Below are 16,578 nucleotides of genomic sequence, written 5' to 3'. Positions count from 1 at the left end.
GGGTTAGCATCTGTCAAAATTGACCCGAACGGGCAAGCAGTTTTGCGTACAGGCATTTGGGAGCACGCGCAGTGATCCGATTTCTGAGCTATCTCATCCTTCTTCTGCTGCTTTGCGCAGCGGGTTTTGCGATTTACTCCATCTTTGTGCCGCCCGAGGCGCCGAACACGCCGATCGAGGTCGAAGTTGATCTCAGCCCGGATGCGTAAGGGACTGGTCCGCGCGACCCTCGCGCTTGCGCTCGCCGCCGCGCCGCTGAGCGCGCAAGACGGCCCCGCCCGCAGCACCGAACGACAATCCCCGCTCGAATGGCTTACGCGGGAGGTGGCGACCCAGCCGCGGCCCCGCCCGACCGTCGAACAGGATCGGTTGCGCAGCTATTTCGGAGCGGTCGAAGAACAGCCCCTGCCCGGTCTCACGACCGATGCACTGGGGCTCCTGCCCAGCCGGATCACCGGGTTGCCGGTCACGCTTTGGGGTGATGCGCCCGCGGGGATCATTGCGACCCTGCTGCGCAACATTAAGAACACCGGCGTCCCCGCCTCGCGCCACTTGTTCAACCGCATCCTGCTGGCCGAGGCACGCCCCCCGCAAGGTCCACCCGGACTGGTTCTTGGCGTACGCATCGAACGGCTGCTCGACACCGGCGCGCTCGACGCCGCGGAGGCGATGCTGAACCGCGCCGAACAGCCCGACCTGCAAGTGACCGAGCTTGCTTTCGACATTGGCGTACTGACGGGGCGCGATGACCGCGTGTGCAGCACATTGCTCAATCAGACCGAACTTGCGCCAAATGTGGAGAGCCAGATCTGGTGCGCCGCACGTCTGGGCCGGTGGCACGAGGCCGCGTTCCTCTACCGCATCGCGACGGCACTGGAAGAGATTGATCCGATCCGGGCAGATCACCTCGCCTGGTTTCTCGACCCCGAAATGTTTGAGACCGGCTTTGAACTTGATGTGCCGGAGGCGCTGACCCCGCTCGATTTCGCCCTGCGCGAAGCCATTGGCCAGCCGCGCCCGCCGGGTACGTTGCCACTGGCCTATCTCGACGGTGATCTGTCGGGCAATCGCACGCTGCGTGCCCGGATCGAGGCGGCGGAGGCGCTCGTACAGCGCGGGGATTTGCCACCACCCGTCTTATTTGCCACCTATCGGCGCGCCCGTCCTGCGGCATCGGGCGGGCTGTGGGGGCGTTCGGGCGCTGTGCAAGACCTCGATGACGCGCTGCGCATCGGCTCGGTCGAAGAGATCATTGCGGCCGTCGAAGCGGTGGATGAGGCCTTCGCCCCACTTGGTCTGAGACAGGCCGCCGCGCGCGAGTTCGCGGTGCAACTTGCCGACCTGCCTGCGGATGCGCCAAACCCGACGCTCGCGGCGTGGTTCCTGCTGGACAACAAACCCGGTCAGGCCCGCGACTGGATGCGCGATGAAGAGCTGACACTGATTGAGGCACTGTCCATTGCCATTCTGGAGCAGCGCCGCATTCCACCCCCGGCGATCGCCCCCCGCACAGATCGAGAGCGGCGCGCCCTCGCTGCCTATTCCGCCTTCGCCGCGCCAGAGCCGCCGGGCGCCGACCTCTCGGACCCGCGCCAACTGGTCGCCGATGAGCAGGTTGGGGAGGCGATCCTGCGCGCCCTGCGCGTGCTCGATGCCGGAACGGAAATAGAATTTGGCGATCTGCACGCCGTCCTCGCCGCACTTGCGCCGATCCAGCCGGAAATCGCGCGACGCATCGCCATCGAAACCCTCTGGCTCACAGCTCCACTATGAGTGTGACGGGCACCGCAGAACGCTGGCTGCCCGCGCTGCTTGATGCCATGCGGGCCGAAAATGACGCCTCCGACAACACCGTGCAGGCCTATCACCGCGACATTTCTTTGTTCATCGCGTTCATGGGCAACCGCCCTGCTGCTGAGGCCGAGCGCGAGGATATCGAGGGGTGGCTCGCCGCGCAGGAGGCAGAGGGCATGGCCGTGACCACCCGCGCCCGGCGATTGTCTTCGGTGAAAAAGCTCTTCCGCTTCGCGTTTCTCGAAGGTTGGCGCGCGGACGACCCCGCCGCGCTGATCCGCGGCCCGGGCAAGCCGCGCACCCTGCCCGGCACCCTCGCGATTGAGGATGTGGACGCGCTGTTGGCCGCGGCCCGCAACACGGGGCGCACCCCGGCCGACCGCGTGCGCAATACGGCCCTCCTCGAACTGCTCTACGCCACTGGCCTGCGGGTGACCGAACTGGTGTCTCTGCCCGTCGCAGCCGTGCGCGGCCAACCCCGCATGATCCTCGTCAAGGGCAAGGGCGGTCGCGATCGTATGGTGCCGCTGTCACCGGAGGCGCATGAGGCGCTCAGCGAATGGCTCTTGCTGCGCGACAAGGCTGAGGACGCCCTGCCCCGCGGTGCTGCGAAAAGCCGCTTCCTCTTCCCGTCCCGGGGTAAGTCAGGCCACCTGACCCGCGTGAGCTTCTTTCAGACACTCAAACAGATCGCTGTGACCGCTGGTCTCGACCCGACAAAGATCAGCCCCCACAAACTCCGCCACGCCTTCGCTACGCACCTCCTGCAAGGCGGCGCGGATCTGCGCGCCATCCAGATGCTGCTGGGCCACGCCGACATCTCCACAACCGAGATCTACACCCATGTTCTGGATGAACGACTAAAGGAACTGGTGCTGGAAAAACATCCGCTGGCGGAGTGATGAGGAAAGAAGATATGGCCGAGCGCAAGATACCGCCCGATTTCCGGATTCATCTCAATCAATGGAATGCCGGAACATCAGCCCCTCCAGTCACGCCAGAGGCGTATTCCGAGATGATGGGGAACTACTGGCTCGCCGTTGGATATGCCGACCTGTTCTGGCCTGACTTTCAACTGGTTGATGGCCTGATCCTACGCCCTGGCTTGGACGCTGGCTCGATTGACGCATGGCGCGCGCAGCTCACCGAACCCGCCGCGATCGAACAGATGCTCAATCACATTCACATCAGCGACATTCACATGAATGCCTTGTCAGAGGGCGAAGTTACGGTCGAAAGCTGCATCTACCTCGGAGAGGTGCTGGCTGAGATGTATGCCGCCAAACTCGCGCTTCAGTTCCCGGACCGGCCCTGCGAAGTCGAGTTCTATCGGCCCGATGACTTTGATGATATCATTGGATATCAGATCACGTTTTGGCAAAGGAGTTAGGAACTGCGCCTTTATGTGACGCCAAACGCAATTGCCCTGATTGCTGAAAGCTGAATACACGACTGCGCCCAGTCTTGCAGCGAGTGAGTGCAATCGGCTTGACGAAAACCTTGTCATGCCACCTACCGTACGCCCCGGACTTGCTCCGGGGTCTCTTTCACAAACCGAGGCCCCGGCGCGGAGGCCGGGGAGCGACAATCTGCCAAACGACCAAGTGCGAATAACAGCCTGCTAGCATTCCGGCAGCCTATGGATCAATGCGCCTATGTCTTCGCTGCTCGCATTTGCCACTGAGTCCCGATAGGCCGCTTGAAACCACTGTTCCTGCAGAAGCTAGAACCCCGATCAACCGGTGAGGTTCCGGGTCAAGCCCGGAACTGTGGTGGAACATGCAGCGTCCGGCCAGGCTCATTCCGGGCCTCCGTTCTTACAGCCCTCAATTCCGCCTGTGTCGCTATCGCCAGACCCGCTACTCCTCAACAAAGAAAAAAGTCGGCCCCCGTCCCTCAAATCTTGAAATACTGATCCCGTCTTCAGTGAAAGAGATGATCTGGCATTCATAGGGGCGCGGGTCGCCGTCGAAGTCGCCTTCGCGGCACATCATGCCCTTGTCCTGCCGCCATTCCCATTCCGCGCTCAGGATCCGACCACCCCAGTTCGCGCGCAGTGTTCCGTCCGAAAAGATCTGCACCTGTCCCCCCGGTGCCAGCCACACGCGGTCGAGGGCATTGGCTCGGAACACCTCTTCATCGACAATTTGCCCCGGTTCTTGCGCCGCAACCGGCAGTGCGACACAGCAAGCTATGGCCCACGCTCTCATGGTTCGATCCTCCGCACCCGCACAATCGGTTTTCGATTGGGTCCGTAAAACGGAGAGCGCGCCCCATCGCCGCGCAGCATGGCCGGGATCATCACCCGCGCAAAACCCAGGATCACCGCAAACATCCCCTGGCCCTGACCGACCTCTGGGACGCGCTTGGTCGCGCTGCGGCGATAGAGCTGCGCCGTCACAGGACCAGTCATCGCCTCCGGCAACTTCGCAACTTCATTGTTCAAACCAATGAACGGGATGCGCGCCGATCCTGCCGCGGCTCCAATCGGCGTGTTGCAGCAGGTGGTGTGCCATCGCACGGGCCCCTTCTCGCTCAGCTTGAGCGCGGCAAGGCTCTCCGATCCGTCCAGAATGTCGATCCGGGCGCTGCTGATCTGAACGATGTCAGAGCCGCCACCCTCCACCAATGTGGCCTCCGCCCCCAATTCGCGCGCGAATTTCTGGCAGCTTTCGCAATAGCAGATCACCCGGTTGGCCCCGGATGGACCGCCGGGGGCCACCCGCGCACGGAACGCGCCGCATCTGCAGGAAAATTCATGATCTCCGCTCATATCGCGCCTCAATTTCGAGGAGGCCCCACTGGCCCCGCGCCGCCACATCTGGTCTAATGCAGCTCAGCCACCACTATACCCGGACAATCGCTTTGCCCAACGATCTCTTTCAAGACGACGCATCACAATCCTATGACGCCTCTTCCATTGAGGTGTTGGAGGGTCTTGAACCCGTGCGCAAGCGCCCCGGCATGTATATTGGCGGCACTGATGAGCGGGCGCTGCACCACCTCGTTGCCGAAGTGCTCGACAACTCGATGGATGAGGCCGTCGCAGGCCACGCGACCCGGATCGAGGTGGAGCTTCACGCCGATTATTCCATCACCATCCGGGACAATGGACGCGGCATCCCCATCGATCCGCACCCAAAGCACCCCGATAAATCCGCGCTGGAGGTGATCCTGTGCACGCTCCACGCTGGCGGCAAATTCTCCGGCAAAGCCTACCAGACCTCCGGCGGTTTGCACGGCGTCGGCATCTCGGTGGTCAACGCGCTCTCAGACCATGTCCGGGTGGAGGTCGCGCGTAACAAGGAACTCTTCGCCCAGGAATTCTCCCGCGGCTTGCCGCAAGGCCCGGTGGAGAAGGTCGGACAGGCCCCCAATCGCCGCGGCACCTCCGTCACCTTCCACGCGGATGCAGAGATTTTTGGCGCGTCCGCCCGCTTCAAACCGGCGCGCCTGCTCAAGATGGTGCGCTCGAAAGCCTACCTCTTCTCCGGCGTTGAAATCCGCTGGAAGACGGCGATTGAGGCGGACGGCGTGCCCGCCGAGGCAACGTTCAAATTCCCCGGCGGCCTTGCCGACTACCTCAAGGAAATCCTTGAAGGCGCGGTCACCTATGCCGAGCAACCCTTTGCAGGCAAAGTCGATTTTACCGAGCGGTTCAACACCCCCGGCTCCGTCGAATGGGCGATCCACTGGACGCCTGCCCGCGACGCCTTCATGTCGAGCTACTGTAACACGGTCCCCACGCCCGAGGGCGGGACGCATGTGGCGGGCTTCTGGGCGGCGCTCACCAAGGGCATCAAGGCCTACGGCGAGCTTGCCAACAACAAAAAAGCCGCCCAGATCACCCGCGACGACGTGATGGCGGGCGCGTCCTCCCTCATCTCCGTCTTCATCGCAGAGCCGGAATTCGTCGGCCAGACCAAGGACCGCCTTGCGACCACCGAAGCGCAGCGACTGGTGGAGACCGCCATCCGCGACCGCTTCGACACCTGGCTCGCCGCCGACCCGAAATCCGCCGGAGCCATCCTCGACTATCTCGTGCTCAAGGCCGAGGAACGCCTGCGCCGCCGGCAAGAGAAAGAGACCGCCCGCAAGTCCGCCACGAAAAAGCTGCGCCTGCCCGGAAAGCTGGTCGATTGCTCTACCAATACCCGCGACGGCACCGAACTGTTTCTCGTTGAGGGCGACAGCGCGGGCGGCTCGGCCAAGATGGCCCGAAACCGCAAGACACAAGCCCTCCTGCCCTTGCGCGGCAAGATCCTCAACGTGATGGGCGCAGCCAGCGCGAAACTCGCTACGAACCAAGAGATCAGCGACCTGACCCAAGCGCTCGGCACCGGCATGGGCACCAAATTCCGCCTCGACGATCTGCGCTATGAGAAGGTCATCATCATGACGGATGCGGATGTGGACGGCTCCCACATCGCGGCGCTCCTGATGACCTTCTTCTTCTCGCAGATGCGCCCGCTGATCGACGGCGGCCACCTCTACCTTGCCGCCCCGCCGCTCTATCGCCTGAAACAAGGCGCGATCAGCGTCTACGCGCGCGACGACGCGGAAAAAGACGCCCTGCTTGAGAAAGGCCTCGGTGGTCGTGGCAAAGTCGACATCTCCCGCTTCAAGGGTCTGGGGGAGATGGACGCCAAGGACCTCAAGGAAACCACGATGGACCCGTCCAAACGGACGCTCATCAAGGTGACGGTGGACGAGGACGCCCCGGGAGAGACCGGCGGTCTGGTCGAGCGCCTGATGGGCAAGAAGCCTGAGCTGCGCTTCCAGTACATTCAGGAGAACGCACGTTTCGTGGAGGATGTGGATGTTTGAGGGGGCGTAAAGTTGCGGCCAAGCGTCCCTCCGCAGCAGCAAACGCTGCCGCCATTCCAACTCGAAACAGAGGGCAGCGCCTGACCCTGGGTGGGTGCGAAGCGCCCTCCCGTGGGGAGGGTCGGGCGCTGCCCGGCGATGCCGGGCGGGGGCATCCCTCTAACCTGTGAAAGATTTAGCTTCCGCCAGGAACGAGCTCGTGAACCTTCTCGACCTCAAATGCCTCATTCATCCAAACACCATGCTCAGCGTCTAGTCTTTGAAAAACAACTAAGTCTACAAGGAGCACGTCTCCACGCCCAAAAACGTATTTGCGCGCCAGAGTGTCTCTGTAGAAGTCTTTGTCGGTTATGCGGCAGGATTCTTTTCTTCCCGCAATTATGAAATCCCATTTGCGGGTTGGATCATTGAACACCGCCTTCACAATCTGAATAGGAATACGTTCTTCCCGAATTACCCTTTCTTCACGACGATCTTCCTCTAATTCCGCCTGTTCAGCCACTCGTGCAAAATCTACTCTTGGTACGTAAATGTATGGGTATGGTAAGTTTTCATTGCGGTCTTCGACCGATAGGCCGATCACGTCGGGCATATCAAAAAGACGCCGGAAAAACCGCGCTAGAGGCTTTCCAACTTTCTCAGGCTGTTCTAGCGACTCGGCAGCCTCGAAATCGGCCCTATCAAAAATGTACTGTTCGTCACCACGCTGGAAGACAACGTGATCCTGAAATTCTGTTAGCTCAAAGCCAGGATCCCTTAGAAAATTAAGAAGGAGGGCAGCTAGAACCGTTACAACAACTTGCCTGGGCACGTCGGTGAAAAGCGATCGAATTTCCGAGTCTATCCTACGGAAAACCGTTTTGAAGCTGCCAGCCTCAAACCCAACGACATGGACTTCAAAGTCATCCCACTGAACCTGTTTTCCAAGTTCACGGTACGCGTCTGCGAAGCTCGCGATCAGGCGCGAAATATCACTCGCCTCTACAGAATGAAAATCGCCAGAAAGGCGTAATACAAATTCGTCTGGATCGCGAACCTTGCGTAGATCAATAACTGTCATGCTCGCGTTTCCTTTGGGTAGAAATAGAATAGAGGAATCCGAACATCATTAAATCTATTTTCCGGATGTCAAAGAATTTTCAATATTTGATCTCCCCCATTCGACTTCAATTTCTGCCCGCAAACCAGAGCACACCCCAGACGTATCTTTCTCGCCCCGCCCTTTGCCCTCACCACCTGCGCCACACCGGGCGGCCTTCTCTCAACCGACACTGCAGTAGGGACAGATCAGACGATCTCCGTCATTGCGCGCTCCCGCTCTCAGGGCATTGCGCCCGGCGCGTTCTGTCATGCGACGGTCGGGGTGGAGAGCTTCACATTTGCCACACCGGCAGAGTTGACCGTACCGCTCGACGCGAACGGCGCGCCGGTGATCCCGCGCCTCTCCTGCACCTATGACGGCCTTACGCTCACCGCCGACCGCCCGGTCGAGGGCCGTCATACGCAAGTGCAATTCCTGTTCAATTGAGCCCTTCCCGGCCTCGCGCCGGGACCTCAGCCAATTTCAGGTGCCGCGCCAATGGAGATCGAGATCCCGGATCAAGTCCGGGACGTGTGCACCATAACTGCCGGATGCGACCAGCATCCGGGCAGCGCCCGACCTCCCCCCGGCAGGGCGCTTTATCGGTAGCGCACGCAGCGGTGCCGGAATTCTGGATTGATAGATAAAGCGCATCCTTCTGAGTGGACGAACGCCCACCAAAGGTCGGGCACAGGCCTGATCGTTCCACCGGATTGACCGTCAACCTTCGCTCAACTCCAGCCACTCTTCCTCGACGGCGGCCAGCCGCTCCTGCCGTTCCAGCAGACCCGCGCTCGCCTTCTCGAATTTCTGCGGCGCGGTCGTGAACAGGTTAGGATCGGCGAGGAATGTTTCGAGCTTGCCGATCTCCGCCGTCAGCTTCTCCATCTCCGCCTCAAGGGCTGTAAGCTTCACCGGATTGGCCTTGGCCTCCGCCGGTTTCGCCGCCTCCGACGCGGGTTTCGGCGCGGACTTTGTCTGACTTTTCGGTGCACGGTTTGTGTACGCATTGTGCACGGGTTGTGCACCGCGCTGGACCAGCATGTCAGACCAGCCGCCCGCATAGGCCTGAACGCGCCCGTCCCCCTCCATCATCACCGTCGTGGTGGCGACCCGGTCAAGGAAATCTCGGTCGTGGCTGACCAGAATAACCGTTCCATCATAGTCACTTACCAGTTCCTGCAACAGATCGAGCGTTTCAACATCGAGGTCATTGGTCGGCTCATCAAGGATCAGCAAATTGCTCTCCCGCGCCATCAGACGCGCCAAAAGCAGCCTCGCCTTCTCCCCCCCGCTCAAAGCCCGCACCGGAGAGCGCACCTGAGCATCATCGAACAGAAAATCTTTAAGATAACCAACGACATGGCGGGGCGTGCCGCGCACCATCACCTGATCATTCTTGCCCGAAACCCCCAACTCAGGATCCTCCGTCAGCGAGGTCCAAAGCGATTTTTCCGGGTCCAAAGCCGCGCGATTCTGATCAAGAACAATCGGCAATAGGTTTTGCCCGATCCGAACCGTTCCGCTGTCAGGCTCAACCTCTCCGGTCAACATTTTGAGAAGTGTGGTTTTTCCTGCGCCGTTCGGCCCCACGAGGGCGATGCGCTCCCCCCGCATCACGCGGATCGAAAAGTCCTTAGCGATAACCTTATCTTCATATCTCTTCGATATGTCCGTTGCCTCAACGACAAGACGACCCGATTTCTGGCCGCCTTCAAAGGCCATCGCCGCCGTACCCTTGCGCTTGATCTGGCTGGCGCGCTGGTCGCGCAACTCCCCCAGACGCCGCACGCGGCCCTGGTTCCGTTTGCGCCGGGCGGAGATACCCTCGACGGCCCATCGCGCCTCTTCCTTGATCAGGCGGTTAAGCTTGTGGCGGGCGAGATCTTCTTCCTCGAAGGTCTTGTCGCGCCAATCTTCAAACGCCTCAAATCCTTTGTCGAGCCTGCGCACAACGCCCCGATCCACCCAAAGCGTCGCGCGGGTAAGCTCCCGCAGAAATGCCCTGTCGTGAGAGATCAACACAAAGGCAGAGCGCGTTGATTTCAAATGATCTTCTAGCCAGGCAATCGCCTCGATGTCGAGGTGGTTCGTCGGCTCATCGAGCAGCATCAGCTGCGGTTCAGCCGCGAGCAATCGGGCCAGTGCGGCGCGGCGCCGCTCCCCCCCGCTGGCCGCCGCCGGATCCTGATCCATGGCAAGTTTCAGTCCCTCGGCCACCGCCTCAACCCGCCATTCGCTGCCAGGTTCCAGACCGGCAGAGGCAAAGGCACCAAGGGTCGCAAAGCCGCTGAAATCCGGATCCTGATCCATGTAGGCGACCGTCTCACCCGGACGCAGGAACCGGGTCCCGCCGTCAGGTTCGACCATGCCCGCCATGATCTTCATCAGCGTTGATTTACCCGAACCATTCCGCCCGACAAGGCAGATGCGATCGCCATGGTGCACGGTCAGTTCCGCACCGGTGAACAGGGGATCGCCGCCGAAGGTCAGCGCGATGTCGGAGAGGGTCAGGATCGGTGGTTGTGCCATGGCGCCCATCTGCGGTGTTGCGCCGCGCGGGTCAAGTCCACTTGCACGCGCGCAGCGGACACGGCACGGTCTGAGCCATGACCGATGCACCAATCAATCCCGCCCTCGCCGCCACATTCGCCCCGCCTGTCATGGCGGCCCGTCGCTGGCTTGAAGGCGTTACTTTCCCGCCTGAACGCCCATTGGTGAACCTCAGCCAGGCCGCGCCGGTCGACCCGCCGCCCGCACCGCTGCGAGAGGCGATGGGGGAGGCTATCGGTGATCCGTCCGCGCATATTTACGGGCCAGTCTTGGGGCAACCTGATTTGAGGGCGGAAATTGCCGCGCGGTGGTCGCGAGCCTATGGCGGAGAGATCGAAGCCGCACAAGTTGCCGTCACTTCCGGCTGCAATCAGGCGTTTTGCGCGGCTATCGCAACGCTTGCCCAGGCCGGTGATAACGTCATCGTTCCGACGCCTTATTACTTCAACCACGCGATGTGGCTGCACATGATGGGGATCGAGCTTCGCCCACTGCCCTGTGGCGACGATCTTCTCCCTGATCCTTCTCGTGCGGCTGCGTTGATGGATGACAGAACGCGCGCAATCGTTCTGGTGACGCCCAACAACCCGACGGGCAAGGAATATCCCGACGGCGTATTGGACGCTTTCTTTGAGCTTTGCCAAAGCGGCGGTCTAGGCCTGATCGTTGATGAGACCTATCGCGACTTTGACAGCCGGTCTGGTGCGCCCCACAACCTGTTTGCGTGCCCTGATTGGCAGGGCACGCTGATCCATCTCTACTCCTTTTCAAAGGTATTTCGGCTGACCGGCCACAGGATTGGCGCCCTCATCACTGGTGCGCGCCGCATGGCCGAAGTTGAGAAAGTCCTCGACACGATGACCATCTGCCCCAATCAGATCGGGCAGCGTGCGGCCCTGTTCGGGTTGCAACATCTGGGCGACTGGGTGGCCGGAGAACGGGCAGAGAACCTGCGCCGCCGCAAGGCGCTGGAAGAAGTTACAGACGCGCTTGAGGGATGGGAGCGTTTGGGGTCTGGCGCCTATTTCGGATACCTTCGCCACCCTTTCGACGAACCGTCAGATACGCTTGCCCAGCGGCTGGTGCTAGAGCAATCCTTGCTGATCTTGCCGGGCACTATGTTCGTGCCAGAGGGCGACCCGTTTGGTGGCAGAACGGTCAGAATTGCCTTTGCGAATGCCGATGCAGATGGGCTGGCCGAAATGGGGCGGAGGCTTGCGGCGCTCTAGCCTGCGCCGGGTGTCTTGCACTCGCCCCACCCCTCCCGTAACACTTCGCTCGACCTTGCGAGGATGCAAGCGGCGATGCCAAAGGGAACCTGAGTGATGCTGTCTTCGATGCGATCCAAGAAATCCGGGATATTTGGCTGGATCATCATCATCCTGCTGATCATTGGATTGGGTGCGTTTGGCTTTACCGATCTTTTGCAGGGCGGTTCGTCGAACCGCGTCGCCCGGGTTGGTGACGCCGAGGTGACCGCGCAGGAATATTCCGTCGCGCTTCAGAACCGCCTCGGCACCATTCAGCAACAGTTCGGCGTTCGCCTCGACCCGCTGCTGGTGCAGTCGCAAGGCGTGGATCGTCAGATCACGTCAGAGCTGCTGCGGACTGCGGCGCTTGAGGATGAGGCCTCACGCCTCGGCCTGTCGATGCCAGACAACGTGGTCGCGCGCGAGATTGCGTCGACCCCCGGTCTGCGCAACGCTGATGGCGAAGTGGATATCGCCGCCTACGAATTCTTCCTGGGCCAGCGTGGATTGACGCCTGCAAGCTATGAGGCGCTAATGCGCGACCAGATCACGGTCGGTACGTTGAGCGCGGCGCTCACCTCTGGCGCGCAGCTTCCACCGACCTATGCCCACACCACGATGCGTTATCTGGGTGAAGAGCGGAGCATTGACTGGGTGATCGTCCCAGCTGATCCGCTTGCACTCGATGACCCGGGTGATGCCGTGCTGGAGCAGCATCTTGAGGCTTTCGCAGAACGGTTCGAGACCGACGAGCAACGCGTCGTCACCTATGCGACCCTCTCGCCTGCGATGATTGCAGATACGCTGGATTATGAGGACGATTTCCTGCGTGGCCTGTTCGAAGACAATATCGAGGACTATCAGACGCCAGAGCGGCGCATTCTCGACCGACTCTCGTTCGGAACGCCCGAACTGGCCGAAGAGGCAAAGGCGCGGATTGACGCGGGCGAGATCACATTGGTCGGTCTGGCCGAAGAGCGGGGCCTGTCCCAGAATGACATCTCGCTTGGCCTGACGGAACAATCCGAACTGCCCAGCAGCGCCCGCGACGCGGTGTTCGCACTCGACGGTCCCGGCACAGTCGGTCCGTTTGACACCGACCTTGGCCCCGCAATCTACACCGTGAACGCGATCCTGCCCGCCCTGTCGCAAGGGTTCGAGGATGTGCGAGAGGAGCTTCGCGCCGCAGAGGCGTTGGCCGAGGCGCAGCAACTTGTGCTGGACGAGGCCACCAATGCGGAAATTCTGATCGCGGGTGGTGCGCAGCCGGAAGATATCGCCGCCGAAACCTCTTACGAGCTTGAGACTGCAACCTTGACGCTGAGCGACCGGCCTGCCGTGCTCGCCAACGAGGCCTTCGCGTCAGAGCTTGGCGAGGATCGGGACCAGGTAGAGACGGATGCATTGGAATTCTTCCATGTCCGTGTCGATGAGATCATCCCACCTGCCCTGCCGGCCCTTGCCGATATTCGCGATGAGGTGTTGCAGGATTGGCGCGACAGCGAGGCGCTGACCATCGCCCGCACGCAAGCCGATGCGCTGATCGCCGAGATTGAGGAAGGGATCACCCTATCCGCCCTCGCAGAACGGGATGGGTTGGTTCTGCAAAGCGATGACGGGATTACGCGCGATGGCACAGCGGGCCTTTTGCCTGAAGAAAGCCGCGACGCCTTGTTCGAGCTGGAGATTGGCAGCCCGATCAAGGCGGATGACGAAGCCGGCGCCGTCATTGCCGTGCTGACCGCGATCACCGAGTTTGACGTCGACAGCGACGAGGGGCGCGATTTGCAGACCATTTTGGACGCGCAGGTCGGTGCCGATTACCAACAGGATCTGGTTGGCTATTTCTCGAACGCGATTGCCGAGGAGCAAGGCTTCACCGTCAATCAGCAGCTCATCGACTATATCGTCCAGAACACACGGTAAGTGACCATGAACATCCTTCCCTCGATGGCAGACTTCGCCGCGGCACATGATGCGGGGAAGAACCAGATCGTCTGGACGCGGCTGGTTGCGGACCTCGATACGCCGGTCGGTCTGATGCTCAAGCTTGCCGGGGCGCGCAAGGACAGCTTCATCCTCGAATCCGTAACGGGTGGCGAGCATCGCGGTCGCTATTCAGTGATCGGAATGAAGCCTGACCTGATCTGGCGCTGCCGCGGGTCAGAGGTTGAAATCAACCGCGATGCCCGTGTCGATGCAGACAGTTTCAGCCCGGTTGACGCCGATCCCCTCACCAGCCTGCGAAGCGTGTTAGAGGAAAGCCGCATTGACCTGCCCGAGGGGATGCCCCCCATGTCGGCGGGGCTTTTCGGGTATCTGGGTTACGACATGGTGCGCCATGTGGAACACCTGCCCAATATCAACCCTGATCCGCTGGGCCTGCCCGATGCGGTTATGATCCGTCCGACGGTCATCGCAATCGTGGATGCCGTGAAGGGGGAAGTCATCGTCGTGTCCCCCGTTTGGGCGGAAGGTGGTCTGAACGCGCGCGCAGCCTATGCGCAGGCGGCCGAACGGGTGATGGATGCCGTCGCCGATTTTGACCGCTCCCCAAAGGTGGAAACAGCGCTCGCGGGCGCGTCCGATGGTCAGGCGGAGCCGGTTTCGAACACCACCCGCGCGGAATATGACGGGATTGTTGAAAAGGCCAAAGACTATATCAAGGCAGGCGATATCTTTCAGGTCGTCCCCTCCCAGCGTTGGTCTCTGCCCTTCGACCTGCCGCCCTTCGCGCTCTACCGGTCGCTGCGTCGGACGAATCCGTCGCCTTATATGTTCTTCTTCAATTTCGGCGGCTTTCAGGTCATTGGGGCCAGCCCCGAAATCCTCGTCCAGGCCCGCGATGGCAAGGTGACGATCCGACCGATTGCGGGCACCCGCAAGCGCGGTGCTACGATGGAGGAGGATAAGGCCCTCGAATTCGACCTGCTCGCAGATCCAAAGGAGCGGGCCGAGCATCTGATGCTGCTAGATCTGGGCCGCAATGATGTCGGCCGCGTGGCCAAGATTGGCACGGTCACACCGACCGAAACATTCATCATTGAGCGCTATAGCCACGTGATGCACATCGTCTCGAATGTCGAGGGCGAGTTGAGCGAAGAGCATGACGCGCTCTCCGCGCTGCTTGCAGGCCTTCCCGCAGGCACAGTTTCTGGCGCGCCGAAAGTGCGGGCGATGGAGATCATTGACGAGCTGGAGAAGGAAAAGCGCGGCGTCTATGGCGGCGGTGTCGGCTATTTTTCAGCCGATGGCGAGATGGATATCTGCATCGCCCTACGCACAGCCGTCCTGAAGGATGAAACCCTTTATGTTCAGGCGGGTGGCGGTGTTGTCTACGACAGCGACCCAGAGGCTGAGTATCAGGAGACGGTCAACAAGGCTGGTGCACTGATGGCCGCAGCACGGGATGCCTACAGGATGACCGGACGCGGGAACTGAGACGCTCCCCCCACCTATGTCCATAAAAAGAGGCGCGTCTGCACATCGCAGCGCGCCTTTCGTTTTTCTGGCGTCTTGATCAGAGGCCGACCCGGTTCAGCACCGCCGTGAGTGGTGAGAGGGCAACCGTCCGGTTTTCCGTCGCCAAAGCCCAGGTCACGATCGTCGAGAGCGTGGTGTCGTTGATGGACCCGACAACCACGGACGTGCCATTGGAGCGTGCGTCCACGGCAGAGCGGCGCAGAGTACTGCCGACGGCGAGCGCTCCCTCCGCTGTGCTGACATCACGTCCGACGGCGACGGATGGAACGCCGGAAGACCGCGCAACCTGATCCAGCTGGGTCAGACCCATCCGGGGATGCACCAGCAAAGCGTGGCCCGACAGCGCAAGGTAATCGACGGCAGCTGACCCGACACCCGCATTGGCGCTGAGCACGCCCCCCTCGCGATCCATCAGCCCGACCGCGCCGGGAACAGAGGCAAGCACGCCGGCGATCCGGCGGTTGAAGGCGTCCAGTTCCAGCGTCTCAAGGTCTTCTGCCAGATCGTCCGGCATCAGCGCCAGAACTTCAAAGCCGCTGGCACGATAGGCATTGGCCCGCTCTTCCACATTGGGAAGGTCCGCCGCCAGCGCGAAGGTGACTGGCAGGCTGACCGCCGTCAAAGCGCCTGCGATATTTTCAGAAGTGCCGTCATCTATCAGAACAACGGCCAAAAGCGGACGGCTGCGATCATCCTCAAATGGCGCGGCATTGACCAGAACCGGACGCTGGCTATCGGGAACAGCCTCAACCGCTGGCGCGACATCAGGCAACTCGAACGGCGCCGGCGGTGGATCAGCGCTGTCCACATCGGGGATCGATCCACGGATCAGCTCGCTGCCGCGGGCGGTGATCAAACCGGGCGTCGGGCGTGTTGGCTCGACACTCGGGGTCGTGGCGGGAAGCGAGGGGGAGACCGTCGCCTGTTCGGTTGGCGCTGGCGCGCCCAGCCCGCTTGTCGGTTCCCGAACCGGAGCGCGCACACGTTCGGGATTGTCGGTACTCAAGCCGCCCAAATCGGTTCCGGTCGGCGTCTCCAGCGCTGCGGAGCGCAATGGATCGTCGACAGTGGGGGCAGCAGGTCGCGGCGCGCCAGAGCGGTTGGCAACCGCTTCATCCACATCCTCGACCGGTGCGAGCGCGATCTCTGTTTGTGGCAGGTCAGGATCGACCGCCGGAGCCGTGCTCAAGCCAGTAGGAACAGAGGTTGCCGCCGGGCGGGCTGTCGTCGTCTCAGGCGCGGGGGCGACGGTCACATCCCTGTCGGTCACTTCGAGACGCGGAGTGCTGCTGGCCTCTTCCTGTTCCGGTTCGGCGTCTGGCGCGGCAGCTGCAACATCTTCGCGCGCGACCTGCTCGGTCGCGGGCAGAGGAACAGCAATGGACACAGCGCCCAGAACCAGACCGCTCAAAAGGCCGCCCCCCACAAAACCGGAGATGAAGCTGATGCCCGATCCCTGCGCCATATCAATTTCCCCTTCCATTCCGCCCCAACGGACAGGCGCGTGCGGATGGTCTCTTGACCCCGCTCAGGCCCTTCGCGCATTTATACCCGGCGCGCTCGGGTGTAAGAACCTCTTAAGACAAGCCC

General features: G+C 61.5%; 14 protein-coding genes. 9 read left to right on the top strand and 5 right to left on the bottom strand.

What is annotated here, in order from left to right:
* Positions 1 to 71: 71 nt before the first annotated feature.
* The 4 genes from POI8812_RS17665 to POI8812_RS08055 are packed head-to-tail and all read left to right on the top strand — an operon-like array spanning position 72 to position 3,184.
* A complete protein-coding gene (locus POI8812_RS17665) occupies positions 72 to 209 on the top strand; it encodes a hypothetical protein (protein WP_162844953.1) in 138 nt (45 codons plus the stop codon).
* Complete coding sequence (locus tag POI8812_RS08065; protein ID WP_108782040.1) at positions 202 to 1,773, top strand: hypothetical protein; 1,572 nt, start codon at positions 202 to 204, stop codon at positions 1,771 to 1,773. Before POI8812_RS17665 ends, POI8812_RS08065 begins: the two co-directional genes overlap by 8 nt.
* Complete coding sequence (locus POI8812_RS08060; protein WP_108782039.1) at positions 1,770 to 2,696, top strand: site-specific tyrosine recombinase XerD; 927 nt, start codon at positions 1,770 to 1,772, stop codon at positions 2,694 to 2,696. Before POI8812_RS08065 ends, POI8812_RS08060 begins: the two co-directional genes overlap by 4 nt.
* Before the next feature lie 14 nt (positions 2,697 to 2,710).
* Positions 2,711 to 3,184 carry a hypothetical protein gene (locus POI8812_RS08055; RefSeq protein WP_146186141.1) on the top strand — a complete coding sequence of 158 codons (474 nt, stop codon included), beginning with the start codon at positions 2,711 to 2,713 and terminating at the stop codon, positions 3,182 to 3,184.
* Positions 3,185 to 3,653: 469 nt separating this feature from the next.
* On the opposite strand, the gene POI8812_RS08050 is transcribed toward POI8812_RS08055, so the two are convergent.
* Together POI8812_RS08050 and POI8812_RS08045 are read right to left on the bottom strand one after the other, a co-directional pair.
* Positions 3,654 to 4,004: a hypothetical protein gene (locus POI8812_RS08050; protein WP_108782037.1), complete on the bottom strand. Its 351-nt coding sequence runs from the start codon at positions 4,002 to 4,004 to the stop codon at positions 3,654 to 3,656.
* Positions 4,001 to 4,567 (bottom strand): DUF6151 family protein, encoded by a 567-nt coding sequence (locus POI8812_RS08045; protein WP_108782036.1) that lies wholly within the window; start codon positions 4,565 to 4,567, stop codon positions 4,001 to 4,003. The genes POI8812_RS08050 and POI8812_RS08045 overlap by 4 nt, the downstream gene beginning before the upstream one ends.
* 92 nt (positions 4,568 to 4,659) lie before the next feature.
* On the opposite strand from POI8812_RS08045, the gene parE reads away from it, so the two are divergent.
* The gene (parE, locus tag POI8812_RS08040) at positions 4,660 to 6,621 is read left to right on the top strand and encodes a DNA topoisomerase IV subunit B (protein WP_245895311.1); all 1,962 of its coding nucleotides are present in this window, start codon (positions 4,660 to 4,662) and stop codon (positions 6,619 to 6,621) included.
* A 175-nt stretch (positions 6,622 to 6,796) separates the two neighbouring features.
* Here the strand turns inward: parE and POI8812_RS08035 are convergent, their stop codons facing one another.
* Positions 6,797 to 7,681 (bottom strand): LAPAL motif-containing putative phage structural protein, encoded by an 885-nt coding sequence (locus POI8812_RS08035; protein ID WP_108782034.1) that lies wholly within the window; start codon positions 7,679 to 7,681, stop codon positions 6,797 to 6,799.
* Positions 7,682 to 7,984: 303 nt separating this feature from the next.
* Here POI8812_RS08035 and POI8812_RS17660 point away from each other — a divergent pair, with 303 nt between their 5' ends.
* Positions 7,985 to 8,149, top strand: a complete 165-nt coding sequence (locus POI8812_RS17660) for a hypothetical protein (RefSeq protein ID WP_162844952.1) — start codon at positions 7,985 to 7,987, stop codon at positions 8,147 to 8,149.
* A 273-nt stretch (positions 8,150 to 8,422) separates the two neighbouring features.
* Here the strand turns inward: POI8812_RS17660 and POI8812_RS08030 are convergent, their stop codons facing one another.
* A complete protein-coding gene (locus POI8812_RS08030) occupies positions 8,423 to 10,234 on the bottom strand; it encodes an ABC-F family ATP-binding cassette domain-containing protein (RefSeq protein ID WP_108782517.1) in 1,812 nt (603 codons plus the stop codon).
* A 77-nt stretch (positions 10,235 to 10,311) separates the two neighbouring features.
* Between POI8812_RS08030 and POI8812_RS08025 the strand changes: the two genes are divergently transcribed.
* The 3 genes from POI8812_RS08025 to trpE all read left to right on the top strand — a co-directional run bounded on the left by POI8812_RS08025 (position 10,312) and on the right by trpE (position 14,946).
* Positions 10,312 to 11,484: an aminotransferase gene (locus POI8812_RS08025; RefSeq protein ID WP_108782033.1), complete on the top strand. Its 1,173-nt coding sequence runs from the start codon at positions 10,312 to 10,314 to the stop codon at positions 11,482 to 11,484.
* A gap of 96 nt (positions 11,485 to 11,580) precedes the next feature.
* Complete coding sequence (locus POI8812_RS08020) at positions 11,581 to 13,431, top strand: peptidylprolyl isomerase (RefSeq protein WP_108782032.1); 1,851 nt, start codon at positions 11,581 to 11,583, stop codon at positions 13,429 to 13,431.
* Between the two features lie 6 nt (positions 13,432 to 13,437).
* Positions 13,438 to 14,946 (top strand): anthranilate synthase component I, encoded by a 1,509-nt coding sequence (gene trpE / locus POI8812_RS08015; RefSeq protein ID WP_108782516.1) that lies wholly within the window; start codon positions 13,438 to 13,440, stop codon positions 14,944 to 14,946.
* Positions 14,947 to 15,025: 79 nt separating this feature from the next.
* Here the strand turns inward: trpE and POI8812_RS08010 are convergent, their stop codons facing one another.
* The gene (locus POI8812_RS08010; protein WP_162844951.1) at positions 15,026 to 16,453 is read right to left on the bottom strand and encodes a divergent polysaccharide deacetylase family protein; all 1,428 of its coding nucleotides are present in this window, start codon (positions 16,451 to 16,453) and stop codon (positions 15,026 to 15,028) included.
* Between the last annotated feature and the right edge of the window lie 125 nt (positions 16,454 to 16,578).

The sequence above is a fragment of the Pontivivens insulae genome (genome assembly GCF_900302495.1).
Classification (GTDB): Bacteria; Pseudomonadota; Alphaproteobacteria; order Rhodobacterales; family Rhodobacteraceae; genus Pontivivens; species Pontivivens insulae.
The sequence above is the reverse complement of the archived record's forward strand: the minus strand, read 5'-3'. Positions and strand labels throughout refer to the sequence as shown.

What these genes read in the sequence shown, in the direction of transcription:
- POI8812_RS08025 (WP_108782033.1), top strand. Translation starts at nt 10,312, where the DNA reads ATGACCGATGCACCAATCAATCCCGCCCTCGCCGCCACATTCGCCCCG.
- trpE (WP_108782516.1), top strand. Translation starts at nt 13,438, where the DNA reads ATGAACATCCTTCCCTCGATGGCAGACTTCGCCGCGGCACATGATGCG.
- POI8812_RS08045 (WP_108782036.1), bottom strand. Translation starts at nt 4,567, where the DNA reads ATGAGCGGAGATCATGAATTTTCCTGCAGATGCGGCGCGTTCCGTGCG.
- POI8812_RS08035 (WP_108782034.1), bottom strand. Translation starts at nt 7,681, where the DNA reads ATGACAGTTATTGATCTACGCAAGGTTCGCGATCCAGACGAATTTGTA.
- POI8812_RS08055 (WP_146186141.1), top strand. Translation starts at nt 2,711, where the DNA reads ATGGCCGAGCGCAAGATACCGCCCGATTTCCGGATTCATCTCAATCAA.
- POI8812_RS08030 (WP_108782517.1), bottom strand. Translation starts at nt 10,234, where the DNA reads ATGGCACAACCACCGATCCTGACCCTCTCCGACATCGCGCTGACCTTC.
- POI8812_RS08010 (WP_162844951.1), bottom strand. Translation starts at nt 16,453, where the DNA reads ATGGCGCAGGGATCGGGCATCAGCTTCATCTCCGGTTTTGTGGGGGGC.
- POI8812_RS08060 (WP_108782039.1), top strand. Translation starts at nt 1,770, where the DNA reads ATGAGTGTGACGGGCACCGCAGAACGCTGGCTGCCCGCGCTGCTTGAT.
- POI8812_RS08050 (WP_108782037.1), bottom strand. Translation starts at nt 4,004, where the DNA reads ATGAGAGCGTGGGCCATAGCTTGCTGTGTCGCACTGCCGGTTGCGGCG.
- POI8812_RS08020 (WP_108782032.1), top strand. Translation starts at nt 11,581, where the DNA reads ATGCTGTCTTCGATGCGATCCAAGAAATCCGGGATATTTGGCTGGATC.
- POI8812_RS08065 (WP_108782040.1), top strand. Translation starts at nt 202, where the DNA reads ATGCGTAAGGGACTGGTCCGCGCGACCCTCGCGCTTGCGCTCGCCGCC.